This is a genomic window from Thermobifida alba, assembly GCF_023208015.1.
Taxonomy (GTDB): domain Bacteria; phylum Actinomycetota; class Actinomycetes; order Streptosporangiales; family Streptosporangiaceae; genus Thermobifida; species Thermobifida alba.
Map to the genome: position 1 here is coordinate 4537913 of NZ_CP051627.1, position 25119 is coordinate 4563031.

Consider the following 25119-nt stretch of genomic DNA (forward strand, 5'->3'; position numbering starts at 1 on the left):
AGAGCCGATGAACGTCAGCAGGCGCGCCAGCAGGCTGGCGGTCCGCTATTTCGACGATCGCGTGCTGCTCAGCGACACCGAAGCCTGGGCCTACTTCCGCCTGCCCACGATCTCCTACGAGTTCTCCACCCCGGAGGAACGGGAGGCCCTGGCCACCAACATCACGATCGCGCTGGCCGCGATCCGGATGAACGACGCCGAGGTGCACCTGCGCATCGCCCACCGCACCTACCCGGCCGCGGAGTGGGCGACCCGGCTCGACGCCACCTCCGACTCCGGCCCCGGCTGGTACGACTACCTCGACGAGATGTACCGGCACGTGTGGGCCAAGGACTTCTGGACCAAGGAGGTCTACCTGGGGGTGCGCCTGGGGCAGCGCGGAGTGCGCGCCCAGCTCTCCCAGGGCGTGTTCGCGCAGCTGTTCGGCGTCTACCAGCGCACCGAACAGGTCCTCGGCCTGGAGGACGACGCCGTCGACGACCGGGAGATCGCCCGCTGGACCGACCAGGCCGAACGCCTCGGCCGGGCGCTGGCCGCCAGCTCCCTGCACGCCCGCCACGCCCGCGCCGCCGAACTGGCCTGGCTGCTGCGGCACGCCGTCACCGCCACCATCGAGGAGCCCCGCGAGTCGGCCGCGGGCCGCCGCCGCTGGGGCCGCGGCGAGATCGAGGCGCTCGTCGACGGCGTGATCCACAACGGACGCTCCCACCTGCGCCTGGAACAGGCCGGCGGCGAAGCGTACGTGTCGTACCTGTCGTTCTCCCGCTTCCCCGACCTGATGCCGTTCCCCGACGGGGAGCCGTGGCTGCACTACGCCGACGCGCTGCCGTTTCCCGTGGAGGCGTCGCTGCGCATGAAACTGGTGCCGCCCGCCAAGGCCAGCCGGGACGTCTCCCGCCGCCTCGCGCACGCCCGCGACATGCAGGCCCACATGAGCGAAGCCGGCGCCGAACCCGACATCGCCCTGGTGGAGCAGATCAACGCCGCGCGCATGCTGGAGCACGGCATCACCAAGGAGCGGCTGCCGTTCGTGTACGGCTGGTACCGGCTCATGGTGGCCGCCCCCACCCACGACCTGCTCGTGCAGCGGGTCGAGGCGGTCGTCGAGCACTACCGGGACATGGGCATCGACATCACCCAGTCCACCGGCGACCAGTTCTCGCTGTTCTGCGAGTCGCTGCCGGGCGACCGGCTGCGGCTGGAGGCGTACGTGCAGCGCCAGCCGCTGCGCACCGTCGCGGGCGGCATGCCCACCGCCACCGTGGAACTCGGGGACCGCCGCGACGCCGACGGCGCGGGCTGGATCGGCCCCTACATCGGGGAGACCCTGGGCCGCGCCCGCTCCATCGTGCACTTCGACCCGATGGTCGCCGCGGCCCGCAACCGGCCCACCGCCATCGCCATCACCGGCGAGCCCGGCGGCGGCAAGACCACGCTGGCGCTGCTGCTCATCTACCAGCTGGCGCTGCGCGGGGTCACGGTCGCCGCGATCGACCCGAAGGGCGACGCCGAGTCCCTGGTGCAGCTGCTGCGGCGGCGCGGCCGCAAGGCGCGGATCATGTCGCTGGAGTCGGCGCAGGCCGGACTGCTCGACCCGTTCGGGTTCGGCGACGACCTGCCCACGAAGAAGACGATGGCCACCGAGACGCTGCGGCTGCTGCTGCCCCGCATGAGCGAGGAACGCGAGTCCGCGATGATCCAGGCGGTGGCGGCGGTCGCCAACCAGCCGCAGCCCAGCCTCGGCAAGGTCGTCACCCACCTGGAGTCCGCCGACGACGCGGCCTCCCGCAACCTCGGCGCGGTCCTGCGGTCCATGTCGGAGATGCGGCTGGCCAGCCTCTGCTTCGACCCGCAGGGCGACACCCAGGTCGACACCGAGGGGTGGACCACCGTGTTCACCCTGGGCGGCCTGACCCTGCCGGACTCCACGATCCACCGCGACGACTACAGCTACGAGCAGCGGCTCAGCGTGGCCCTGCTCTACCTGGTCAGCCAGTTCGCCCGCCGCCTGATGAACGGCCTGGACCGGCGGCTGCCCAAGGCGATCTTCCTCGACGAGGCGTGGGCGGTGACCTCCACTCCGGAGGGCGCCAAACTGGTGCCCGAGGTGTCCCGCATGGGCCGGTCCCGCAACACCGCGCTCATCCTGGTCAGCCAGAACGCCGGCGACCTCCTCAACGAGCAGGTCACCAACTGCCTCTCCAGCGTCTTCGCGTTCCGCTCCACCGAGCGGGTCGAGGTGCGCGACGTCATGGCGCTGCTCGGAATCGAACCGTCCGAAGAGCACATTGCCGCGTTGCGCAACCTCGGGAACGGGGAATGCATTTTCCGGGATCTCGACGGGCGAGCCGGACGTATCGCCGTCGACCTCGTCTCAGAAGAGCTGCTTCGGTGGCTCGACACCAACCCGACACGGCGAAAGCCCCAGGTTGAGGAGGACGGCGCTTTGGTGGGCAGCACCGCGCGGGACATTCGGGAGCCGCTGTCATGACGTTGTTGGGCCGGGTTCGGCGGCTCGACCTGCGACGGGTCGCTTTTTTGGCCGCGCTGTTGTTAGCTTTTGTGCTGGTTCCAATAGGTTCGGTCCAGGCCGCCGTTCCGGGCTGCGAGGGAGAACCGGCGCCTCAACCGGAGGCGGCGGGCTCGGGCGCGGACGGGTTGCTGGTGCCGCCCCAGGCGGCGGACGCCGCCGCCGCTTCCCCTGACGGCCTTCCCCCGGACGCCAGCCTTTACGGCCAATACGGAACCGCCGGACAGCAGTGGCACACCATCCGTGAATCCTGCGTGGACAAACTGAGTTCCAGTGCCGTCGCCACGCTGAGCAACACCGCCTGGGACCTGTCCAAGACCATCAACCAGTCCACGATCACGGTCTACCAGGCCGCCACCTCCGACGGTCTGCTGGACAGCTTCAACCGCCTGGTCGAGAGCGTCGTCGCCGAACTCCGCGAGGGGATCTGGCGTCCGCTCCTGCCGACAGTGATCATCCTCGGTGCGGTATGGCTGGGCTGGTACGGCCTCATCCGCAAGCGGGTCACCCTGACCCTCGAGAGCGCGGTGTGGATGGTGCTCGCCACGACTCTGGGGATCTGGATTCTGGTCAACCCGGGACAGATTCTCGGGTATGCGAGCACGGTGGTTAATGCGGGGGGTCAACTGGTCAATTCTGCTCTTTCTAGGATTTCCTATTCTGGGGTGGCTAGTGCTTGTCCTTTGGGGGCTCCTGGGCTGGAGAAGGCGGAATGGGAAAGCGATAATGATTTTGCAGTAAGACAAAACTCGCAGATGCTCTGGTCGGGGTTGGTGTGTCGTCCGTGGGTTGCTGGAGAGTTTGGAACCGACCCCGCTGTGAGTAGTGCGGCCGAACAGGAGTACGGTGTTGCTCTTCTCGAGGCTCAAGGAATAAGTCGGATAGAGCAGCAGAGAATCGCTGAAGGCGAACTTGCCGTTTCTGAGCTGATCCAAGAGAAGCAGGATGGTTATCAGAGTATAGCCGAAGGAATTCAAGACAATTATCCAGCGATTTACCCGCTCTTTGAAGGAAGTCAGCAAGGAAGCCGGTTGGGTATTGCCTCTCTGGCTCTCTTTGCATCGATTTTCGCGGGTGGACTGATACTCGCTGGGTCGGTTGCCCTTATCGTCCTTAAGATTGGCTTCCTTCTGTTGCTCCTCCTGGCTCCGATCTTCCTTCTGATCGGTATCCATCCAGGATACGGGCGGACTGTCCTGGTCAGATGGTTCGAAATGCTCCTCGGCTTGTTGCTCAAGCAGGTATTCATCGTTCTGCTCATCTCACTACTGGTCATGTGCTACGGCCTGGTGATGGCCACAGACCTCGGCTGGGGCCTCCAGATGATCCTGCTGGCCCTGTTCACCGTGGCCCTGTTCATCTACCGCAGGCCGTTCGCGAACCTGTTCGCCTCGGTGAACGCCAACACCTTCACCTCGCGCATGGTCAGCGACGCGGTCAACAGCAGGGTGCTGGAGGCCAGCGCAAACGTGCTGCCGCCGGTCGCCTACATGAAGGCGCAGAAGTGGGGCCTCAACCGGGCACCGCAACTGGCCGCGGGGGCCGCGGCGATTCCGGCCGGTGCGGCTGCCACGGCGGGCGCGGCGGCCACGGCAGAGGCGGCCGACGCGGCGGGCGGCGACACCGGGGCGGAGACCGAGGGCGAGGGTGCCACCGAGAGCGGAGGGCGCGCCCGCGCACGGGGCGCTGCGGGTTACGGCCGGACCCAGGGCAGGGCGACACCGCCGCCGCTGAACCTCGACGGCGGCTCGGGAGGCGCGGCCCGGTCTGGTGCCGCGCCGCAGCGGGACTCCTCCCAGGCGCCGAGGCTTACCACGGCCGCTGCCAGCGGCGGCCTCTTCGAGGGAACAGGCGGCGGTGCGAGCAGCGGTGCCATCCCGCCGCGCCCCTCCGGTGGATACACCGGGGTCGGGGACACCGGGTGGAGTTCGGTGTTCGGCACCGGTTCCTCCGGCAATGCCCACCGGGCCGAGGCTCCCGCGCGGAACAGCGGGGACGCACCCCCGCCGCGAGCGGACTCCGCGGCCTCGGGAACCGGTCTGTTCGGCGGACGCACGGAGACTCCGCCGCAGGGCAGCACACTGCCCCGCCCCTCCCGCTGGGCGGGGCCCGGCACCCGGGGGGAGAAGCGCACCCCGCCGCCCGCCCGACCTGCCCCGGCTTCCGCGCCCACCGAGCGGAGCGGCGGCGACGGCGACACCTGGTTGACCGGATCGCGCAAGGACAACGACGCGCCGATCAGCCCGTTCTGGACGGGGGAGTCCGCGCGCCGCGACCGCACGCGGGACGTCCCCTTCTGGCTGGACAGCGATGACTGACCCGACCCGTGGAAAGCGCGGGGCCGTGGCGGCCCCGCGCCGCCACCCGTAACCCCCGACCCCGCCTCACCAGCAGGAAGCCCCCATGCCCAAGCCACTCTCCGACGGTGCGCAGCGTCTCGTCTTCGGCGTCCTGATCGTGGTCCTCGTGTCCTTCGGCATCTACTGGAGCGTGAGCGGCCCCGGCACGTCGGACCCGGAGCAGCAGGAACAGACCGGGGAAGGCGACGGAAACAACGCGGGCGGGGGAGACGAGGCCGACGATCCCGCCGTGCCCCTCCCCACGGTGGCGGCCGAGGACATGGCACTCGCCGACTGGTTGCCCTTCACCGAGGAGGAGTTTGTCGCGGCGGCGGCCGTGGCGCAGGCGTTCGCCGCCGACTACGGCACCGTCGACTACTCCGAGCCGCCCGAGGAGTACTACGACCGGCTCGGCCGGTACGCTGCCGAGGAGTACGCCCGGACCCTCACGCAGAGTTCCGGGGCCGAGGCACTGTGGGGGGAGCGCGCCGAGCAGGAGGCGGTCTCCACCGGCCGGGCGGCCGTGGAGTCGGTTCGCGGCTTCGACGAGGGGTCGATCATCTTCGTCCTCAGGGTGCAGTCCATCACCGAGGGCAACGACGGCGAGTCCCAGAACCTCGGCGACTTCGCCGTCACCATGGTCAGGGAAGGCGGGGAGTGGCGGGTCTACGACTTCCAACCGGCTGACGCGGGCAACCTGGGAGGCGGCTGATGCTCAGGATGTTCGTCCGCATGCCCCCGTCCGACGACGGCAGTTGCGCCACCCGCCTCGCGCTCGGCGTGGGACTGCTCGCCGCGGGCGTGGTGGGCATCGCGGTGATCGTCATTCCGCTGGCCACGGTCAACCAGAGCGTCGCCAACCTCACCGCTGGCGGTCTGAGTTGCACCAGCGAGACCGAGCAGGTGGCGGCCTCCGGATACGCCGAGGACTCCATCCCCGAGAATTACCTGGAGATCTACCAGCAGGTCGGCGAGGAGAAGGGCGTTCCCTGGAACGTCCTCGCCGGGATCGGCCAGGTGGAGAGCCATCACGGCCGCTGGGAGGGGCCGGGCATCACCGAGGGCCACAACGACTGGGGTGCCGCCGGGCCGATGCAGTTCGGTGCGTTGGACGGATCGGCGGCGGGCAACAGTTGGGGCGGCGAACCGATCATGCCGGTCGAGGACCGTCCCGAGGAGGGCTACGGCCAGGACGGCAACGGCGACGGCGTGGTGAACGTGTACGACCCGGCGGACGCCATCCCGGCTGCGGCCGACTACCTGCTCGCCCACGGCGCCGAGGACGACCTCCGCCAGGCGATCTACGCCTACAACCACGCCTGGTGGTATGTGGAAGATGTGCTGGAGTGGGCGGAGAAGTACGCCGATGGCGACTACACCGCAGGCGCTTCGGTCGCCACCGCGGTCAACTGCACGCTGACCGCGGACGGTGGCATCATCGGCACCGCGCCGGACGACCTCACCCAGGCGGTGGTGGACTGGGCGCTGGCCCAGCGCGGCAAGCCCTACGTGTGGGGCGGCACCGGTCCGAACGGATTCGACTGCTCCGGACTGGTGATGCGGGCCTACGAGAGCATCGGTGTGACGATCCCACGCGTCTCCCAAGACCAGTGGAACTACGGCCCCAGAATCCCCAAAGGACAGGAGCAGCCGGGAGACCTGGTCTTCTTCGACGTGCAGCGCCCCGGAGAACCCCCGGGGCCGGGACACGTCGGCATGGTCATCGGCGACGGCCTGATGGTCGAGGCGTGGTGCACCAACTGCGGGCCGATCGCGGTCCGCGAATACGACAGTCCCAACAGATCACCGATCATGGGATTCACCCGGCCACTGGAAGCACCGGAAGCTAAGGCGCAGTTGGAGAATCGTGAGTAAGAAGCAGGGGCTCCACGGCTGGCGAGCATTTTTGGTCATCGTATTTTCGGGGGGTCTTGCGGGAGTCCTCTTTGTAGCAGTTGCTTTTGGTGGTGTGCGAAGTCTTTTGTCTAGTGAAACCTCGCTCTCTTCATCCGGGGGTGGTGTAGGGGGGAATTCGGTTGAACCGAGGAAGCCGAGGGAGAGTATAGCCCCTGGCGTCATAGATCTATGTGAGATAGTTGAAGGAAAAGGATTGATGTCAGCTTCTTCGATGAATCGCGTGGATTCTCGGAAATTTTATCGAGATGGTAATGATCTGGAATTCGGTGTGAGGACTGTGGTGGATGATTGTACTTGGGAGGTGGTTGGAACTGGTGGGCATCTATGGGACTTGAATCTCTCTTATGTCGCCTTTATTGAAGATGGAGAGGACTCTTCAAAGGAAGACATGTCTCGAATGGAATTTGAAAGGAGGGTCGAAAGGGCGTCGGACCTCTTCTTGTCAATTTCTAGTGAAAGTGGATCTATTGGAAATGGGGAATGGTTTGCCTATGGGGAATTTGATGAAGAAGTTGATGGGTATGTGGCGGTGCAGGAGGTCAAGAGCGGGATCTTTGAGATAAGAATCTCTGGAAGGGAGGGAATTCCTGTCCTGGAGAAGGATTTTAAAACTGCGGTTGGTAAGGCTGCCCCTCATCTTGTGGGAGCCTTTACTGCACAAATTCCAGATTGATTAATTGTAGAGCTTTTTGGTTGTTCTGGAGGACTGTTGAGTACCGTTGCTCTGGGCGATGAAGGCATCAGGAAGCCTTTCGTTGATGGTGGTACTCCCCGGCTGGCCTCCCAAGAACGCCACCACCGCAACGAACTAGAACGCCTCCTCAAGACCATCCTCGGCCGCCATCGAAGTCTGTGGTCCCGTGCCGCCACTCCCGCGGAGCGGCGGGAGCTCCTGACTCAGGCCCGCCCCTATCAGGATGAGCTCAAGGACCTGGTCTTCCTCTCACCTGAGGACCAGCAGCGGATTCTGCGCGACTATCCGGCCGTCGCCGACTCCCTGGTTGCCGAGGGCCGCGCCCCCGTCTCCGAGGTTCGCGAGCCGTCCGACGCCGAACTGGCCGAGATCTTCGCCGACCACTACCGGGCCAAGGTCACCGGGGAGCCCAGAACCACCCCCCGCGTGTTCCTGTTCGGCGGGCAGCAGGGTTCGGGCAAGACCGAGATGCAAAAAGACGCGCTGCGCGTCCTCGGCCGGGGCGCGGTGAGCTACGACGGCGACGACAACGCCGAGTTCCACCCCGACTACGAGGACCTGATGCGCGCGGACGACGTCAACGTGCAACCGCTGCTCGCCGAGTTGACGAGTCCGCTGCACGACATGGTCCTGGACCACGTCACCGCACACCGCTACGACACGGTGGCCAGCCACCCCCTGCAACGCCTGGAGTGGGCACGCCTGTGGGTGGACCGGTTCCGGGATGCCGGGTACCACGTCAGCGTCGTCTACCTGGCCGTGCACGAGTCCACGAGTCTGCTCGCCACCGTGGACCGCTTCCAGACCGACTGGCGGGAGCGGTACGGCTTCGGCCGGTGGGTGGAACCGGAGTCGCACGACGCGAGTTACCGCCTGGTGCCGGACACCGCGCACACGCTGGAAGCCGAGGGCTACGTCGACTCGATGCGCGTGATCTCCCGCGACGGGCGGGTGCTGTACGAGAACCATCTCGGCCCCGACGGGCGGATGCGTGACGCGCTCGGCGCCCGCCGAGCCATCGAGACTGAACGGAACCGCCGCCGGACCTCCCAGGAGATCGCGGACTTCGCGGCGCGCCTGCGCCGCCTGCGGCGCACCGCCCCGAGTTGGGCGCAACCGGTGCTTGTCGACGCCGAACGGCGGCACCGGGCCGTCGCTGCCTAGGGGCATGCCGGAGCCCGGTGCGGGCCGTCGCGCGACCCGCACCGGTGCGGTGGTCACTCCTCCAGTGACAGGACAGCCCGCTGCCACGGCCGGGGCAGGGTCCGACCCTGGCGCAGCCACTCGTCCAGGGCCGTGAACGCCAGGTCGGCGGCCTCCCGGGCGCGTTCCCGCAGCGCGTCGGAGAGCGCGTCGTAGAGCAGGTCGGCGTGGTCGGCCTCCCAGGAGCGGTCCGGCAGTGCCATCTCGGGTGCCTCCTCGTCCAGGTGCGCGTGTGCGGCGACCCACCGCGCCCCCTCGGCCAGGTCGCGGGTGTCCGGTCCGGGGCCGTGGCCGACGGCGGAGACCAGCCAGGCTCCGTCCAGATCGCGGGTGACGTAGCCGAGGGTGCGGCCCAGTGAGTCGGAGACGACGTAGTGCGCGGGGTCTCCGGCGGCGTCCTCGCACAGTTCCGGAACCGGGTTGACTTCGTAGTTCCGCATCAGGACGCCTCCGCCATGAGCAGGTCCGAGCCGGGCCGCTGGACCCGGGCCGCGCGGGCGCGTGCCCGCTCCCGTTCCTCGTGGGCGAGGAGGTAGGGCCGGATCATGGCCGGTTGCGGCAGGCTGTCCTCGGCGGGGACGCGCGGAGCCCAGGGCAGGTCGGGTCGGGGCGGCAGTGCGGTGGCGAGCGGCACCCGTGCCGCGTAGGGGCGGACCCGGGAGGGAGCGGCCGGGGAAGTGCGGCGGGCCGCCGCAGGCCGGGGTCGTTGCCCGTCACCGGACGGGGCGGACCACTCCCACTGGTCCCGCCGGGACACCCGGTGCAGCCCTCGGGACGGACGGATCATGCGCAGCGCCAAAGCGCACACGCCGAGTAGAGTTCTCATGTCAGCGCTCCAAGGCAGTGCTGGCCATGCTCCCGGGCCGTGCCAGCGGTCGCGGGAGCCTTTTGTTTGCAACTTTACCTTGACCGTGTCATGCCCTGCTATGGCATGACACAAACTAAGCAGCTCTTCCTAGGTCTGGCATTGTCTGGCTATGGACCAGAGGTCTATACCCGACGGATACGGACCAGACAGCGAGCTTGACTACGAGGGACCCGACCCCGTGTGGCTGCAACTCGCAGCCGTCCTGATCGCACGGATCGGACGAGGGGACTACCAGCCGAATCGCCCGATCCCCAGCATCACCCAGCTCGTCCAGGAGTTCGGGTTGGCGAGGGGAACCGTACGGAAGAGCGTCGCCCTGCTGGAGGCACAGGGGTATGTGCGCACCGTCCCCGGCAAGGGGAGTTATGTCCTCCCTCGCAAGTGATTCCAACTTTGTTGATCTTGTGCCCAGGGACATTTAGGCACGCCCGGATGCCCCTGGGTACAAGATCAACGACCCGCCTCTCACCCCGCCCGGACCGTGGAGTACGTCCACACGTCCGTGGGCATCGCGTGGTGCAGCCGCCAGGTGACCGCCATCGGCCTGCTGCCCGTGTGCTCCACGTAGTCGGCCGGGCCCAGCAGCATCCACGGTGCGGCGGAGCCGACCTCGGTGCTCTTGCTGCGGCGCACGAACAGCAGCACGTGGCTGCCCATGTCCCGGTGGTGCTGGTAGCGCTGCCCGGTGGCGGAGGTGTCGGCGGTCCGGTTCTGCGACTCCCAGTGGAACAGCCGCTCGTTCAGCGCGTAGTCCCGGTAGCGGGTCTGCGGTGAGAAGTCCTTCTCGTCCTTGTCCAGGGTGATCAGCAGCGCGTCGGTGGCGATGTCCGGGCACCACCGCACCCCCTCGCGGAAGTTGGCGGGCAGCAGTCCGCCGCCCAGGCGGCTCTGGCCCAGCGCGGACAGGATCTCCTCGCGGCTGTAGGAGGCGTGCACCGCCAGCGGCAGGCCGGGCGCGGTGTCCAGCAGCAGCGGCACGGGCACGTGCCGGGTGTGCGCCAGGCCGTACGCGACCACCTGGCGCAGTTCGTCGCGGACCGCCGGGTGGCGCCGGAGCCGGTCCAGCCCCTCCTGGTAGGTGGCGAAGCCGCCGCCGTTCGGCCACAGCGAGAAGAACAGCATCCGGGCGAAAGCCCGGTCGCCTTCGTCCAGGTCCGCGTAGTCGGGGGCGTCGTCGGCCAGCAGACGCGTGTAGGCGGCGGCCCGCACCGGGTCGTCGACGTGCAGGAACCCGGTCACCCGCCGGAGCAGGGCGGCCTCCCCGTCGGGGGCGGGGCCCGGCAGCAGGCCCGCGAGGCGCAGCAGGCCCGTCCACGACCGCTTGGAACGGTAGACCTCGGTGATGTCGTGGCCGCTCTCGGCGAGGTACTCGCCCAGGTCGGTGGTGCCGTGGTCGCGGATCTCCCGGACCAGTTGTCGTGCGTTGAGGGCGATCCGCTCCCTGATGTTGGCGAGGACCGTCTCCTTGGCCTTGGGTTCCAGCACGATCTGGCAGCCCGACGGCAGGTGCGGGAAGTCCCGTTCGATCGCGTCGACCAGGCGGCGGCGGGTGAGGTTGGTCAGGGCCCGGAACCGGTTCTCGAACCGGAACTCCCGGCGGTGCTGGCCGACGAGGTCGAGGACGGTCAGCACCGCCTTGTCCGGGGTGCGCCGCAGGCCGCGGCCGAGCTGCTGGAGGAACACGGTCGCGCTGGAGGTGGGGCGGAGCAGCAGCAGGGTGTCCACGTCGGGGAGGTCGACGCCCTCGTTGAACAGGTCGACGGAGAACACCGCCTGGACGGTGCCGCCGCGCAGCCCGTCGAGGACCTCGCGGCGCTCCCGTTCGGGGGTCTTGCCGGACAGGGCCCGGGCGTTCAGGCCCGCCCTGCGGAAGAACTCCGCCATGTACTCGGCGTGCGCGACGGACACGCAGAAGCCGAGGGCGCGCATGCGGTGCGGGTCGGCGACCTTGTCCCGCACTGCCCTGAGCACCAGGCGGGCGCGGGCGTCGTTGCCGGTGAACAGCCGGTCCAGGGCGTCCGCGGCGTAGTCGCCGCGCCGCCAGGGAACCCCGCTCAGGTCGGTGGTGTCGGTGACCCCGAAGTAGTGGAACGGGCTGAGCAGGTCGTTGTCGAGGGCCTCCCACAGCCGCAGTTCCGCGGCGATGCGGCCGTCGAAGAACGCGTCCTGGACGTTGACGCCGTCGGCCCGCTCCGGGGTGGCGGTGAGGCCCAGCAGTTCGCGGGGGCGCACGTGGTCGAGGAGCGCCCGGTAGCTCGCGGCCTGCGCGTGGTGGAACTCGTCGACCACCACCACGTCGAAGTGGTCGGGGGCGAAGGGCCAGGGGCGGCGCGCGGTGAGGGCCTGGATTCCGGCGAACACGTGCCGCCAGGCGCGGGGCCGTTCGGTGCCGACGAGCAGTTCCCCGAACTCCGCGTCGTCGAGGACCTCCTGGTAGGTGCGGCGCGCGTGCTCCAGGATCTCCCGGCGGTGCGCGACGAACAGCAGGGTCGGCCGCTCCCCGTACCGGTGGCGCAGGTTCCGGTAGTCCAGGGCGGCCAGGACGGTCTTGCCGGTCCCGGTGGCGGCGACCAGCAGGTTGCGGTTCCGGCCGTGGACGGCGCGTTCGACCTCCAACCGTTCCAGCATGTCCCGCTGGTGCGGGAACGGCCGGACCGCCAGCCCGGACAGGGTGATGCGGCGGTCGGAGGGGCGTCGGCCGCCCGCCTCGGCCAGGGCTTCGTCGAGTCGCGCGGTGTCGCGGTCCGGCCGGTAGGCCTCGAAGGCGGGGTCGTTCCAGTAGGAGTCGAAGGTGGCCGCGAACTTCCGCAGCACCGCCGGGGTGGCCACCGCCGACAGGCGCACGTTCCACTCCAGGCCGTCCAGCAGGGCCGTCCGCGACAGGTTGGAGCTGCCGACGTAGGCGGTGTGGTAGCCGCTGTCGCGCCAGAACAGCCACGCCTTGGCGTGCAGCCGGGTGGCGCGGGTCTCGTAGTTGACCTTCACCTCGGCGCCGAACTCGGTGGCCAGCCGGTCCAGGGCGCGGCGTTCGGTCGCCCCGAGGTAGGTGGTGGTGATAACGCGGACCGGCACCCCGCGGGCGTGCGCGGCCCGCAGCGGCTGCTCCAGCCAGCGCAGCCCGTGCCACTTGATGAAGGCGCACAGCAGGTCGACCCGGTCGGCGGTGTCCAGTTCCCGGCGCAGTTCCGAGCCGAGGCGGGGTTCGTCGGGCGCGTTGGTGAGCAGCGCGGCCTCCGACAGCGGGATGGCCGGACGCCTGGGCGGTGCGTCCTCCTCCCCGCCGACGAGGGCGAGCAACCGCCGGGGGCCGTCGGCCACCCGTTCTGGACGGTCGTCCCCGGTGCCGTCCAGGGGGTCGAGCAGGTCGAGGAGGCGGTTGGCGGCGGCCACCCGTTCCTCCGGTTCCAGGCGGTGCAGGGCCTGTTCCACCCGGTCGGCGACGTAGCGGGCCAGGACGTGCGGGGCGGAGTGGTCGCCCACCTCTTCGCGTACCGCCTGCCAACCCTGTGCGGACAGGGTTTCGACGTACTGTTCGAGCCGGTCGGTGAGCAGGCTCTCGTACAGCCCGGCGGCCGGGCGGGAGCCTCGTGGGGGATGGGGCACCGGGGTCCTCCGTGGGGGGATGCGAGGCGATTATGCCACCCGTGCCCGCGGGGGCCGGTGCGGTGGACGTCCCGGGCGGAGGAGCGGCGGCCGGGGGCGGACGAGCGTTCGCTCGTCCTTCGACGAGAGAAGACCGGCCGGCGGAGGCCGGGCATGGCCGTATCCGGCCACGGTGTTCCCCGGAGGGGAGGCCGGGGCGTGGTTTCGACGGTTCGCACGAGGGCCGGTGGCGGTGGACGACGGTACCGGGGCGCGTGCACGCTCCCGGCTCGGACAGAAGGCCGGACCATGCCGCCGTTCCGTTTCCCCCGTCGCGCCGTGTCCCCGGACGAATCGGGCGGTTGCGGTGGGCGGGGCTCGTCGCGGTCGCGGTGGCGGGCTGTGCGGACGACACCCCCGCCGAGCCGCTCCCCGAGGCGTCGGGCGAATCCCGGTACGTGAAGCAGGGGACGCAGACCGTCTACGAGGACATGCTGATCGGTCTGATGGACGCCTCCTCCGCGGGGGAGGCGACCCTCCACGTCCACACAGACGACGTCGAGAGCGAGATCGTGACGGCTGTGGCGGGGACGCCTTCCGGGTGGGGCGCCGGTCGGTCACCGTGGTGCGGGTCGGCACCGATCCGGACGGGGTGCTGCTGGGCATCGTGGACCCCGAGGACACGCCCGCTCCTGACGGGTCGCCGTCCCGGCGGCCCACCGCGGAGCCGGAGCCCGAAACAGAAGACGCCTTCGGGGGCAACCAGAGATCAGGACGAGCGTGCCGGAGGGGAACGTCAGCGGGAACGGCGGCCGCCGCTGCTGAGGAAGAAGAGGCATCCTGCCGGCAGTGGAAGAGGTCCGACCGCCGGTCCGTGGACTGGCCGCTTGTGGTCACGGCCTGATGGGGCGGCGCGGCGGGCGGCCCGGAACCGCCAAGCTCCCTGAAACCCGCTACCACCAGGGATTTCACAGTTCACCGGGGGCGTACGGCGCCGCGCTCGTTCCGGACAGCGGCCAGATCGGAAAAACCGGTTGATCAGTATGATGCGTCACTGTTGCCCGCAAACCGGCCGGCCCAACAGGACAGGCGGTGGCGTCGACCGTGTCCCGAAGCCCCCACAGAGGCGACTCCGGTGCCTCGTTCGTTGAATACGCGGGAGTGATCGCCCTCGTCGCGGCCATCGCGCTCGTCCTCTTCGCTTCCGGGATCGCCGAGAGGATCGCGGCGGGGACGCAGAACACGGTCGCGGCCATCCTTGACGGCACCGGTGCGGAGACGACGGCGGGAGGGACACCGCCCCGGGACGGCGGGCAGCAGTACTGGAACGAGTCGAATCCCGACACTGGCGGCAATGGTCAGGGCAACGCGGACCCGGAACCTCCGGTTTCCCACCGGGGACCGCCGCCCGGGCATCCGGCGGGTCCGCCGGCCGAGCCCTACACCGGCCCCGACCCGGCGGACGCGGACCCCGAAGTGGTGGAAGCCGTCCTCGACGAGCTCGAAGGGTGCCTGGACCGGTGGAACGCGGACGCCCCCTGGTTCACCGGGACCTGTGCCTACGACCTCTACTCGGACCTTTCCCCGGAGGAGTTCGCGGCCGTCGTGGCGGCCCTGTCCGAGGAGGAGCTGGGGCAGCTCTTCGCCTCCGGACCGATCCCCCTGGAGCAGGAGTACTTCGACCTGATCGAGGAGATCCGGCGGACCGCCTCGCTGGACACGATCCGCCGGCTGCGGGACAGCGGCGTCGAGATGTTCGCCGAACCCTCACTGGACAGGGTGAACGGTGACAGGGCCTCGGGGGCGAGCCCCAACCGGGTCGAATACGGTCAGCTCGACGAGTACCGCCTGTACGGGGAGGACGGCCAGGTCTCCTGGGAGCACGTCAACCAGCGGGCGCTCGGCGACTGCTGGTTCATGGCGACCCTGGGGGCGATGGCGGTGCAGAGTCCGGAACTGGTGGACGAGATGATCCGGGAAAACCTCAACGGCACCTTCACCGTGACCTTCCCCGGGCGGGAGCCGATCACGGTGACCCCCGACTTCCCGCTCGACGCGAACGGCAACCTCGCGTTCGCGGGCTCCCTGGAGCATCCCCCGGTGATCTGGCCCGCGGTCCTGGAGAAGGCCTACGCGCAGTTGCAGGGCGGAGACTACGCGAACCTGGAGAACTGGCACGCGGGCGCGGCGATGGACCTGTTCTCGGAAGGTTTCATGCAGGGGTATGTGCCGGACTTCACCGACGTCGACCTCGACGACCTGGCTGACCGGTTCGACTCGGGGGAGGCGATCACCTTCTCCACCCCACCGGAGATCCAGTGGGGGGGCTTCCCCAAGGACGGGACCGGAAAGGGAGACCTCGTGGGCCGGGACGGGCAGCCCCTGATCCCAGGCCACGTCTACTTCGTCATCGCAGTCGACGCCGAAGCCGACGAGGTGACGCTCCGCAACCCGTGGGGTCCCCACACCAAGGACATCGTGCTCAGCATGGACGAGGTCAACGAGAATTTCGCCGCGATGCACGCCACCCGGCTCGGATGAGAGGCTGCGACCATGTCCCGGTTTCGTTTTCTCCCGGCGTCCCCCACCACCCCCGGACGGGTCCGGCGGTCCCGGTGGGCGGGGCTCGTCGCGGTCGTGGCGGTGGTGCTGTTGGCGGTGGCGGGCTGTACGGACGACACCCCCGCCGAGCCGGTGCCCGAGGCTTCGGGGGAACTCCGGTACGTGAAGCAGGGGACGCAGACCGCCTACGAGGACATGCTGATCGGTCTGATGGACGTCTCCGCTGAGGGGGAAGCGCTCCTGCAGGTGTACGCGGACGACGCCGAGAGCGAGGTCGTCCGCGCCGAGGAGGGGGACACCTTCCAGGTGGGGCGCCGGTCGGTCACCGTGGTGCGGGTCGACACCGATCCGGACGGGGTGCTGCTGGACGTGGTCGACCCCCGGGCGCCGGAGCCCTCCGCGGAACCGCGGTCCCCGTCCGAGGGCGGTGCGGCCGACAGCGGCGGGGACCCCATGGACGATCCCGAGGTCCAGGCGGTGAGCCTGGGCCGCCAGGTTGTCGCCGCCCCGGGCTTGCGCATCGGACTCGGGACCACCGTGGGCGACACCGCGCGCATCCTGCTGACCCCCGATGAGGGAGAGGGCCAGGAGAAGGAGGTCCGCGCGGGCGACGAGGTCGAGACGGCGGGGCACACCGTCACCATCGTGGAGGTCGGGGACGGCGTCCTCTACTTCCGCGTCGACCAGTGACCACGACGGCCTTGACGGCAGCGGGCGCGCATCCGTGCGAAGCGGCCCGCCGATGTCGAGATCACCGAGGACTGGGGGCGGTCGTGCGGCGGGACAGCACCAGGGTGGCGGCGGCGCGCCAGCCGATGAGCCCGGCGGCGAGGAACAGCGAGGTCACCGCGATGAACGACACGGCGATGCCGCCGCCGGACAGGGCGCGCAGCGCCATGCCCGCGGCGACGGTGATGGCCCACACGCCCAGCCCGGTGCGGAGCGGAGCGATGGGCAGGCGCCACGCCCTGGTCACCAGCCAACCCAGAGTGAGGGAGGCGGCGAACGGCCACAGGGTGACGACGACGTCGAGCAGCGTGTTGGCTTCACCGTGGCTGGACCGTCCGATCAGCACGAACAGGAGGACCACGGCGGCGTCGACAACGGCGGCCGGAAGAGAACGCATGCTGTCAGCCTAACCGTGGGTGACCGGTGCGCCGGTCCGGGGTGGGCCTCCGACGCCGTCGCGGCGGCCGGGTGGACCGCCGCGACGGCGCGGGGAGGGCTCCCGGGCGGGGCCGGGCGGTTGCGGGCCGCCGGGCCCCGGGGAGTGTCCGGCACCGCTCAGCCGGTGACCAGTTGCAGGCCGAAGTAGGACAGGAGCGGGTTGATGGGCTGGAAGTAGGTGACGCCGCCGAGCCGGCAGTTGCCGGTGCCGCCCGAGGTCACGCCCTGGGCCTGGGAGCCGGTGAGCCAGGGGCCGCCGGAGTCGCCGCCCTCGGCGCAGGCGGTGGTGCGGGTCAGGCCGGTGACCGTGCCCTCGGCGTAGTGGATGGTCTGGTTCTTCGACTGGATGGTGCCGCAGCGCCACCCGGTCGTGGAGCCGGAACGGCAGACGGAGGAGCCGACGGCGGCCTCCTGCGATCCGGTGACCGTCACGGTCCCCCCGTTGTAGCGGTTGACGAGGGGGGTGACGGTGTCGGCGCTGGTGATGCGCACCCAGCCCATGTCCCGCCCGGGGAAGTACGATCCGGCGACGGTGCCCCTGGGGCTGCTGACGGTGGTGCCCGTCGAGCCGCAGTGGCCGGCGGTGGCGAAGCCGGCCTCCGAGCCCCTGCGGACCGAGAAGCCGATGGAGCAGCGGTAGCCCCCGAAGTAGTAGGGGTTGCCGCCGATGATGTTGGCGAACAGGCGCGGCTGCCCGGTGTCCTCGGTGATCCGCAGGGCGCGTTCGTCGACTCCGGCCCGGGCCGCCAGCTCCTCGGCGGCCGCGGTGCCGCCCCGGTAGGTGGTGATGACCACCGAGTCGTTGGCGAGGTCGGTGTACCAGCCGGTGATCTGCGGGTCGGCTTCGTCGGCGACCGCGTTGAGGGAGTCCACGAAGTCGTTCAGCGCGGCCTCGCCGAAGTCGACGACCTCGGGCTCGGCCCCCGCCTGTTCGACGGCGGGCACGGCGGCGGGGTCGGTGACCGCGACGGTGACCTCCCCGCTCTCGGGGTCCAGGTAGACGCCGCCGAAGTCGTCGCCGAGGGCGGCGCGCCACTCCTCCGCGTGGTCCATCGCCTCGGACTCGGCGGCGCGCAACTGGGCGACCTCGGAGTCGGACAGACCGAGGTCGCGTCGCAGCGCGGCCTCCTGGGTGGCCTCCTGGGTGGCGTCCTGGGGGGTCTCCTGGGCGGAGGAGGGGGCGGTCGAGGCGGCCAGCGTGGTCGCCGCCAGCGCGCAGGCGAGGAGGGTGCGAGCGGTTGTGTGGGCGGAGGGTGGCTTCACGACCCGTTCCTTTCTGAGGTGTCGGGGTCCGCGGCGGGAAGAGGAGGCCGACCGGTCGGTTGGCGCACTTCCCAGGTGGGCCGATCTCCCCGCATAGGGGGTACCGGTCCACCCAACGGACAATTGGTAATTCCCTATTTACCCTCCGTAGCCAAAAGCATGCTGGCTGCTTTCGCCGACCTGCCCCCAGGGGACTGAAATCACAGGTCAATCCCGCTGGGGGCGGTGCATAACGGCTGCTCAGCCCAGTCGCAGTGCGTCACGGAGGAACTCCACCTGCAGGAGCAGCAGGTTCTCCGAGACCGTCGGGTCGCTGGCCATGTGCGTGGCCCCGGACAGCGGCAGCACCGTGTGCGGACGCCCCGCCGCCAGCAGCGCCGAGGACAGCCGCTGCGTGTGCGCGAACACCACGTTGTCGTCGGCCAGACCGTGGATCAGCATCAGCGGACGCTCCAGCCCGGGCGCGTCCGCCAGCAGCGACTCCCGGGCGTAGCGCTCCGGGTCGGCGTCCGGGTGCCCCAGGTAGCGCTCGGTGTAGTGGGTGTCGTACAGCCGCCAGTCGGTGACCGGCGCACCCGCCACCGCCGCGTGGAACACGTCCGGCCGGCGCAGCACCGCCAGCGCCGCCAGGTACCCGCCGAACGACCAGCCCCGGATGCCCACCCGCGTCAGGTCCAGCCGCACCCCGAACGCCTCCGGCGCGGCCTGCAGCGCCGCCACCTGGTCCTCCAGCACCGTCCCCGCCATGTCGGTGTGGATCGCCTGCTCCCAGGCCAGGCCGACGCCGGGGGTGCCCCGCCCGTCGGCGACCAGGACCGCGAACCCCTGCTCGGCGAACCACTGCGAGGTCAGGTAGGCGCCCTGGGCGCCGAGCACGCGCTGGGCGTGCGGACCGCCGTAGGGGTCCAGCAGCACCGGCAGCGGATCGGAGTCGGGCGTGTGCCAGGACGGCAGCACCAGCGCGGCGGGGATGCGCCGCTCGCCCAGCCGCCGCAGCCGCACGTTCACCCCCGGCAGTTCGGGGCGTTCGGCGAGGCTCGCCACCTCGACGACCGGCTGCTCCGCCGCCGCGCCCCGCACGATCGCGGTGCGCACCCCCGGGGCGGACAGGTCGCGGCGCTGCACCACCAGGGTGCCGCCGCGCAGCCGCCCCGAGTGCACCCCGGCGGGGTCGTCGGCGCCGGGGAAGCCCACCTCGACGCGGGTGTCCTCGCGGCCGTCGTACAGCCACAGCCGCACGTCCTGCGGCTCCTGCGGCGGCGACGCCGAGTACAGCACCCGGGAGCCGTCCACGTCCAGCACCGCCCGGACGTACTGGCCGGGAGCGCTCACCACCCGGTCGCCCCGGTACAGCACCCGTTCGCCGGAGGCGTCCACCCCGAAGCGCAGGGCCGCGCCCGAGGCGTCGAACGCCGGGACGCCCGGCATGATCTCCACCCAGACGTCGGAGGTCTCCGTCCACAGGTCCCGCACGGAGCCGGTCAGCGGGTCCGCGGCGAACGCGCGCAGGGTGCGCTGGGCGCGGTCCTGCACGGTGAGGACCACCGTCGCGGCGCCGTCCAGCCGGTCCGTCCACCCCGCGGTGACCAGGTACGGCAGCTCCGCACGGTCCCACTCCACCCACACCGGCTCCCCGGAGCCGTCCGCGCGCAGCACCGCCAGCCGCACCTCGGCGTTGTCCGTGCCCGCCGCCGGGTAGGCGACCGTCTGCGCGGCGGTCTCCGGGCTGCCCGGGTCGCTGATGTGCCAGCGCCGCACCGGGGTGTCGTCGACGCGGGCGGCGAGCAGGAAGGTCCCGTCCGGGGACCACCACAGGCCCCGGTAGCGGCCCATCTCCTCGGCGGCGATGAACTCGGCCAGGCCCCAGGTGACGTTCTGCCCGTCGGGGGCGGCCACGACCCGGTCGCCGCCGTCGGCGACGTCCAGCACGTGGACCGCGCCGCCGCTGACGTAGGCCACCGACCGGCCCGTGGGCGCCAGCACCGGGTCGATGACCGGGGAGGCCGCGGGCAGCTCCCGGGGAGCGGCCGAGCCGTCCAGCTCCACGCTGTAGAGCTTGCCGGACAGGGTGAAGACCGCGCGGGTGAACGCCTCGTCGACGCTGTAGGAGACGATGCCGCCGCCCGCCTCGCGCAGCCGTTCCCGCCGGGCCCGCTCCTCCGGCGGCAGGTCCTCACCGGTGTCGCCGATCGTGCGCGGGTCGGCGACCACCCGCTCCGTGCCGTCCGGCTCGGCGACCCACAGGCAGGTCGCGGTGTCCGTGCCGTGCCGGCCCCGCAGGAACGCCACCCGCCGGCCGTCGGGGGAGATCTGGAACGAACGGGGCACGCCGATGCTGAAACGCTGGGTACGGGCGTACTGACGTGGGAAGCTCATGCACCGAATTCTGACAGCCCGGGACGGCGGCCCGGGGCGCCCGCGGGCCGCTGGCGTTTCGGCGCGGTGCGTCCGGGAGAGCACGGGGCGGCGCGGGTATCGTCACCGGCATGAGAGACCGTCGCCTGCTGCTGGTGCACGCCCACCCCGACGACGAGACCATCGTCACCGGGGCGACCATGGCCAAGTACGCGGCCGAAGGAGCCCACGTGACCCTGGTGACCTGCACGCTCGGTGAGGAGGGCGAGGTCATCCCGCCGGAACTGGCGCACCTGGCCAGCGACCGGGAGGGCGGGCTGGGCGAGTACCGCGTCACCGAACTGCGCCGCGCCTGCGCCGAACTGGGCGTCCGGGACCAGCGGTTCCTCGGCGGCAGGGGCCGCTACCGCGACTCCGGGATGATGGGCGCGCCCACCAACGACCATCCCGCGTGCTTCTGGCGCGCCGACGTGGAGACCGCCGCGCACGAACTCGCCCTGATCATCCGCGAGGTCCGCCCCGACGTCGTCGTCACCTACGACGCCAACGGCGGCTACGGGCACCCCGACCACATCCAGACGCACCGCGTGACCGTGCGCGCCTTCGACCTGGCCGCCGACCGCTCCCTGGCCGGCACCCCCTGGCGGACCCGCAAACTGTACGCGATCGCCCAGCCCCGGACGCTGCTGGAGGAGTCGGTGGCGCGCATGCAGGCCGACCCCGGCCCCTTCACCGCGCCCAAGGCCGTCGAGGACGTCGCCCCCGGCACCCCCGACGACCAGGTGACCACCCGTGTCGACGCCTCCGCGCACTGGGCGGCCAAGGCGGCGGCCATGCGCGCGCACGCCACCCAGATCACCGTGGCGGGGGAGCGGTTCGCGCTGTCCAACGACATCGCCCAGGAGATCCACGCCGTGGAGTACTTCACCCTGCTGCGCGGCCCCGCGCCCCGCCCGGAGGCCGACGGCTACGAGACCGACCTGTTCGCCTGAGGCGGCCCGGGAGGAACCGGGCCGCGGCCCGGGGAGCGGCTAGGCTGCCAGGTGTGACTTCCTCGGCAGAGCACACCAGTCCACGACCGGAGGCCGCGGCGGACACCGAGGCGTTCGACCGCCGCCTGCACGGCGCGCTGGCCGTGCTGAACGGCGTCTTCCTGGCGGCGCTGGGCTTCGCCGGCGGGATCGTGCTGGGCCTGTGCGCCAGCTGGACGTCGTGGCTGTGGCTGACCGGGACGGTCGGCCGGGTCCTCGGCGTGGTCACCGTCCTGCTGTTCCTGGCGGTCCTCTTCTCCGGGACCCGGGCGGTCGGCTGGGCGACCGGTGCGAAGTGGGGACCGGGGACGTTCGCGGCGGGCTGGCTGCTCGCCGGCGTCGCCCTGACCGGGTACAGCTCCGGCGGCGACGTCCTGGTGACCTCCGCCGTCCCCAACTACCTGTTCCTCTACGGCGGGGTGGGGGCGGTGATCCTGGGCACCGTGCTCACCCCCGAGACGGGCCGGGAGGTCACCAGGGACGCACGAACGTCTGCCCCCAGCTGAGGTAGAGCGCGTTCACCCCGATCAGGTCGAACAGGGCGAACATCCCGTCCATGAAGACGGCGTGGACCGGCGGGCACCACACCACGGCGAAGAGCGCCACCGTGCCGAAGATCGCCGCGTTGCGGCTGGGCCGCCACCGGTCGAGCGCCTCGGCGAGGGCGTCGTAGACGTCGGTGCCGGGCACGGGCAGCAGGTTGAGCAGGGCCGCGCTGGCGTTGAGGAAGCACAGGAACATCAGGGCCACGATGGTCCAGTTGTTCGTGATGGACCCCTCCGGCGCCAGCAGCATCACCGCGACGGCCAGCGCCGCGGCCAGCACGGCGTTGGTCAGCAGGCCGCCCAGGGCCACCAGGGCGCGGCGGGAGCGGCCCCGGATGGCCGAGCGGTCCACCTGGACCGCGGGACCGTTCAGACCGAACGTGCCGACCAGCAGGAACGCGACCGGGAGTACCAGGGTGGCGCCCAGTTCCCGGAACGCGAACGGGTTGAGCCGCAGGTAGCCGCTGCCGCGCAGGGCCCGGTCGCCGAACCGGTGGGCCAGCAGCGAGCGCACGTACTGCTGCAGGGTCAGGCAGACCACCCAGCCGCCCAGGATGAACAGGAACGGGGCGAAGGCGCTGCCCCAGCCGAGCACGGTCTCCTCGGCGCGGGTCCACGACAGCCACCCGGCCAGCGCGGTCACCCCGACCAGCAGCAGGAACACCGGGCTGGGCAGGAAGTCCGTCCTGCTGGGGGCGGGGTCGGGCGCGGCGGCCGTCGGTTCCTCGGCCGCCGACTGCGGTGCCGGATCAGGCGTGGACATGCTGCTCCCGCTGGTCACGAAACGGATGGAACGGACAGGAAGGGGACTACTGCCAGGCTAGAGGGTCCCGGCGGCGCGCCGCGTCCGGGAGGACCGAACCGGAGCTCAGATGGACGCCGACGGGGACGTCGCCGACAGGTGGATCGCGGTCAGCGCGAAGGCCCGCCCCACCTTGGTCAACCGTTTGGCGCGCCCCTCGCCGAGCAGGTCGGGGCCGGCCACGCAGCCCAGGATCTCCAGCAGCCACACCACGGTGATCAGCACCGACCGCACCTGGTCGGTGCGCGGCCGGCCGCCCGTGACGTCGTCCTCCCAGCCGGCCTGGATCAGCAGCTTGCAGGCCTCGTCAGCGATGTCGACGTCCTCGTCCCGGCGCGGGGTGACCACCGAACGCGGGGAGCGCAGCAGGAGCAGCCCCAGCAGGGTCTCGGTGGCGGCCTGCTCGAAACCGTCGGTCATCAGCACGCTCTCGGCGACCGCCCGCCACAGTTCGTCGATGTCCTCGCGCAGCTGCCGGCCGTGCCGGGTCAGCACCAGACGGCGGCCCGACCGGCGTACCGCCCGCATGGTGCGCAGCAGTTTGTGCAGCGCGATGAGCTGCATGGCGTCGGTCTCGCTGCGCGGCGGCGACGGCGAGGTCTCCCAGTCGAACTCCTCGCACAGCGCCCGCACCACGGTGGGCGACATGTAGCCGATCTGGGTGAGGCTGATGCCCTCGGCGGCGTAGTCGAGCAGCCGCCGCACCGGGGCGAGCGCCTTGGGCGCGTCGTGCGGGACCTCCGCGCCCGCCGCGAGCTGGCCGCGCAGCGGGATCAGGTGTTCGCGGTGCGGGTGGGAGCGGGAGGCCAGCCACTCGGCCACCCGCTCCTGGCGGATCTTGTCCAGGTAGCTGAGCCCGCTCGGGTCGGGCTGGGTGAGGAAGCTGCGGGCGCGCTCCTCCTGGGCGGATCGCCACCCCCGCGCCCCCGGACGCACCTCGCCCGCGGCGATCGCCAGCTCCAGCGCCGCCGACGTCTCCCGGTACGCTTCGATCTCGGCGCTGCCCAGGGCGGTGCCCCAGGTCAGTTCGGGCAGGTCGGGCGGGGTGACCCCGGAGGAGCGCATGCTGCGCTCGTAGGCCGCCACCCCGGTGTCGTAAGACACCGCGTAGGCGCGCAGCACCTCGCGGGTGCGTTCCGAGACGCAGATGTCGGCGTAGCGGTCCAGGTCGAGCAGGCGGAACAGGCAGCTGAGCGAGTCGGTGACGAACTGCCACTCGCTGGGTTCGGAGGAGAACCGCACCGGGAGCACGTGCCAGCAGAACTCCTGGACCGCGCGCTGGGTCAGCGACTCCAGCCGCCGCCCGGAGACGAGGGTGTCCAGTGCGCTCTCCGCGGTGCGTGCCGCGGCGGGATCGGTGCGTGCGAGGTGGGCGATGGCGGCTGCCACGGTCTCCTGCATGACGCGGTCCCCCACCTCCTGCCTCGTCCCGCCCCGGGCCGGCCGTTCCGGATCACGGGGAATCCGGTGCGCCGCGGCGTCGGGGCGGCTGTCGCGGCACGACCCGGCTGGCGGCCACGTCCCCGGCGGCGACCTGCGCCACGGACCCGTCGCGGCGGCGCAGGACCAGAACGTCGTCGTGCCATGACTCCAGTACCCCGACGATATCCCGGAATCTCCCGTCAGGCAGCCGGAAACGCACGGTGACGCGCTGACCGACGTCGTCCTTGGTCACGGAGTGAACCAGTCGAGCGACGTATCCCAATGTCGCCACCCCCGATTGTGATCCACGCTTCTTGCACCGCAATACTAGAGACAGCGGTACCCGTGTCCTCTGGCCGTGAGACCCGTTCCGGGACGCTACCGGTTCTTCCGCGTTGGCCGTCCCGCGAGCGCGCCAAGCCCCGGTAGCCCACTTCGGTGGTGGTCGGTCAGAAGTATCGCGACGTAGCAGCCACTTACGCGGTCCACGTGGCGAGACCGAGGAGGAATACGACGTGACCTACGTCATCGCGCAGCCGTGTGTCGACGTACTCGACAAGGCGTGCATTGAGGAGTGCCCCGTCGACTGCATCTACGAGGGCGGGCGCATGCTCTACATCCACCCCGACGAGTGCGTCGACTGCGGCGCCTGCGAGCCGGTGTGCCCGGTGGAGGCCATCTACTACGAGGACGACCTGCCCAGCGAGTGGTCGGATTTCTACAAGGCCAACGTCGAGTTCTTCGACGAGCTCGGCTCCCCCGGCGGCGCCTCCAAGGTCGGCAAGATCGACCGGGACCACCCGCTGATCGTGGCCCTTCCGCCCCAGGGCGAGTAACCG

General features: G+C 70.6%; 21 protein-coding genes. 12 read left to right on the top strand and 9 right to left on the bottom strand.

What is annotated here, in order from left to right:
• Window positions 1-7 precede the first annotated feature (7 nt).
• The 6 genes from FOF52_RS20325 to FOF52_RS20350 all read left to right on the top strand — a co-directional run bounded on the left by FOF52_RS20325 (window position 8) and on the right by FOF52_RS20350 (window position 8644).
• A complete protein-coding gene (locus FOF52_RS20325) occupies window positions 8-2491 on the top strand; it encodes an ATP-binding protein (protein ID WP_248591494.1) in 2484 nt (827 codons plus the stop codon).
• On the top strand, window positions 2488-4848 hold the full coding sequence (locus FOF52_RS20330; RefSeq protein WP_248591495.1) for a type IV secretion system protein: 2361 nt from the start codon (window positions 2488-2490) through the stop codon (window positions 4846-4848). Before FOF52_RS20325 ends, FOF52_RS20330 begins: the two co-directional genes overlap by 4 nt.
• Window positions 4849-4933: 85 nt before the next feature.
• The gene (locus tag FOF52_RS20335) at window positions 4934-5581 is read left to right on the top strand and encodes a hypothetical protein (RefSeq protein ID WP_248591496.1); all 648 of its coding nucleotides are present in this window, start codon (window positions 4934-4936) and stop codon (window positions 5579-5581) included.
• Window positions 5581-6744: a C40 family peptidase gene (locus tag FOF52_RS20340; protein ID WP_248591497.1), complete on the top strand. Its 1164-nt coding sequence runs from the start codon at window positions 5581-5583 to the stop codon at window positions 6742-6744. The genes FOF52_RS20335 and FOF52_RS20340 overlap by 1 nt, the downstream gene beginning before the upstream one ends.
• Window positions 6737-7459 (top strand): hypothetical protein, encoded by a 723-nt coding sequence (locus FOF52_RS20345; RefSeq protein WP_248591498.1) that lies wholly within the window; start codon window positions 6737-6739, stop codon window positions 7457-7459. Before FOF52_RS20340 ends, FOF52_RS20345 begins: the two co-directional genes overlap by 8 nt.
• Before the next feature lie 36 nt (window positions 7460-7495).
• Window positions 7496-8644, top strand: a complete 1149-nt coding sequence (locus FOF52_RS20350; protein ID WP_248591499.1) for a zeta toxin family protein — start codon at window positions 7496-7498, stop codon at window positions 8642-8644.
• 53 nt (window positions 8645-8697) lie between these two features.
• On the opposite strand, the gene FOF52_RS22065 is transcribed toward FOF52_RS20350, so the two are convergent.
• Together FOF52_RS22065 and FOF52_RS20360 are read right to left on the bottom strand one after the other, a co-directional pair.
• Entirely contained in the window at window positions 8698-9123 is a 426-nt protein-coding gene (locus tag FOF52_RS22065; RefSeq protein WP_341849700.1) for a hypothetical protein, read from the bottom strand.
• Window positions 9123-9509, bottom strand: a complete 387-nt coding sequence (locus FOF52_RS20360) for a hypothetical protein (protein ID WP_157080030.1) — start codon at window positions 9507-9509, stop codon at window positions 9123-9125. Before FOF52_RS20360 ends, FOF52_RS22065 begins: the two co-directional genes overlap by 1 nt.
• Before the next feature lie 151 nt (window positions 9510-9660).
• Here FOF52_RS20360 and FOF52_RS20365 point away from each other — a divergent pair, with 151 nt between their 5' ends.
• Entirely contained in the window at window positions 9661-9936 is a 276-nt protein-coding gene (locus tag FOF52_RS20365; protein ID WP_248591500.1) for a GntR family transcriptional regulator, read from the top strand.
• Between the two features lie 80 nt (window positions 9937-10016).
• On the opposite strand, the gene FOF52_RS20370 is transcribed toward FOF52_RS20365, so the two are convergent.
• Window positions 10017-13154 carry a DEAD/DEAH box helicase gene (locus FOF52_RS20370; protein ID WP_248591501.1) on the bottom strand — a complete coding sequence of 1046 codons (3138 nt, stop codon included), beginning with the start codon at window positions 13152-13154 and terminating at the stop codon, window positions 10017-10019.
• A 1071-nt stretch (window positions 13155-14225) separates the two neighbouring features.
• On the opposite strand from FOF52_RS20370, the gene FOF52_RS20375 reads away from it, so the two are divergent.
• Both FOF52_RS20375 and FOF52_RS20380 read left to right on the top strand, forming a co-directional pair.
• Window positions 14226-15674, top strand: a complete 1449-nt coding sequence (locus FOF52_RS20375) for a C2 family cysteine protease (protein ID WP_248591502.1) — start codon at window positions 14226-14228, stop codon at window positions 15672-15674.
• A 12-nt stretch (window positions 15675-15686) separates the two neighbouring features.
• Complete coding sequence (locus tag FOF52_RS20380; protein ID WP_248591503.1) at window positions 15687-16385, top strand: hypothetical protein; 699 nt, start codon at window positions 15687-15689, stop codon at window positions 16383-16385.
• A 61-nt stretch (window positions 16386-16446) separates the two neighbouring features.
• Here FOF52_RS20380 and FOF52_RS20385 read toward each other — a convergent pair whose 3' ends face one another.
• The 3 genes from FOF52_RS20385 to FOF52_RS20395 all read right to left on the bottom strand — a co-directional run bounded on the left by FOF52_RS20385 (window position 16447) and on the right by FOF52_RS20395 (window position 20501).
• Entirely contained in the window at window positions 16447-16821 is a 375-nt protein-coding gene (locus FOF52_RS20385; protein WP_248591504.1) for a DUF3054 domain-containing protein, read from the bottom strand.
• Between the two features lie 158 nt (window positions 16822-16979).
• Complete coding sequence (locus FOF52_RS20390; RefSeq protein ID WP_248591505.1) at window positions 16980-18125, bottom strand: S1 family peptidase; 1146 nt, start codon at window positions 18123-18125, stop codon at window positions 16980-16982.
• 240 nt (window positions 18126-18365) lie between these two features.
• The gene (locus FOF52_RS20395; protein WP_248591506.1) at window positions 18366-20501 is read right to left on the bottom strand and encodes a S9 family peptidase; all 2136 of its coding nucleotides are present in this window, start codon (window positions 20499-20501) and stop codon (window positions 18366-18368) included.
• A gap of 110 nt (window positions 20502-20611) precedes the next feature.
• Between FOF52_RS20395 and mshB the strand changes: the two genes are divergently transcribed.
• The gene (mshB, locus tag FOF52_RS20400) at window positions 20612-21472 is read left to right on the top strand and encodes an N-acetyl-1-D-myo-inositol-2-amino-2-deoxy-alpha-D-glucopyranoside deacetylase (protein WP_248591507.1); all 861 of its coding nucleotides are present in this window, start codon (window positions 20612-20614) and stop codon (window positions 21470-21472) included.
• A gap of 53 nt (window positions 21473-21525) precedes the next feature.
• On the top strand, window positions 21526-22017 hold the full coding sequence (locus FOF52_RS20405; RefSeq protein ID WP_248591508.1) for a hypothetical protein: 492 nt from the start codon (window positions 21526-21528) through the stop codon (window positions 22015-22017).
• Here FOF52_RS20405 and FOF52_RS20410 read toward each other — a convergent pair.
• From FOF52_RS20410 to FOF52_RS20420, 3 genes are all read right to left on the bottom strand, one after another.
• The gene (locus tag FOF52_RS20410; RefSeq protein WP_248591509.1) at window positions 21983-22819 is read right to left on the bottom strand and encodes a site-2 protease family protein; all 837 of its coding nucleotides are present in this window, start codon (window positions 22817-22819) and stop codon (window positions 21983-21985) included. The two genes, FOF52_RS20405 and FOF52_RS20410, sit on opposite strands and share 35 nt — an antisense overlap.
• A 105-nt stretch (window positions 22820-22924) precedes the next feature.
• A complete protein-coding gene (locus tag FOF52_RS20415; protein WP_248591510.1) occupies window positions 22925-24259 on the bottom strand; it encodes a hypothetical protein in 1335 nt (444 codons plus the stop codon).
• Between the two features lie 52 nt (window positions 24260-24311).
• Window positions 24312-24563: a putative acetyltransferase gene (locus FOF52_RS20420; RefSeq protein WP_248593951.1), complete on the bottom strand. Its 252-nt coding sequence runs from the start codon at window positions 24561-24563 to the stop codon at window positions 24312-24314.
• A 232-nt stretch (window positions 24564-24795) separates the two neighbouring features.
• Here FOF52_RS20420 and fdxA point away from each other — a divergent pair, with 232 nt between their 5' ends.
• Window positions 24796-25116: a ferredoxin gene (gene fdxA, locus FOF52_RS20425; RefSeq protein ID WP_248591511.1), complete on the top strand. Its 321-nt coding sequence runs from the start codon at window positions 24796-24798 to the stop codon at window positions 25114-25116.
• Window positions 25117-25119: the final 3 nt, after the last annotated feature.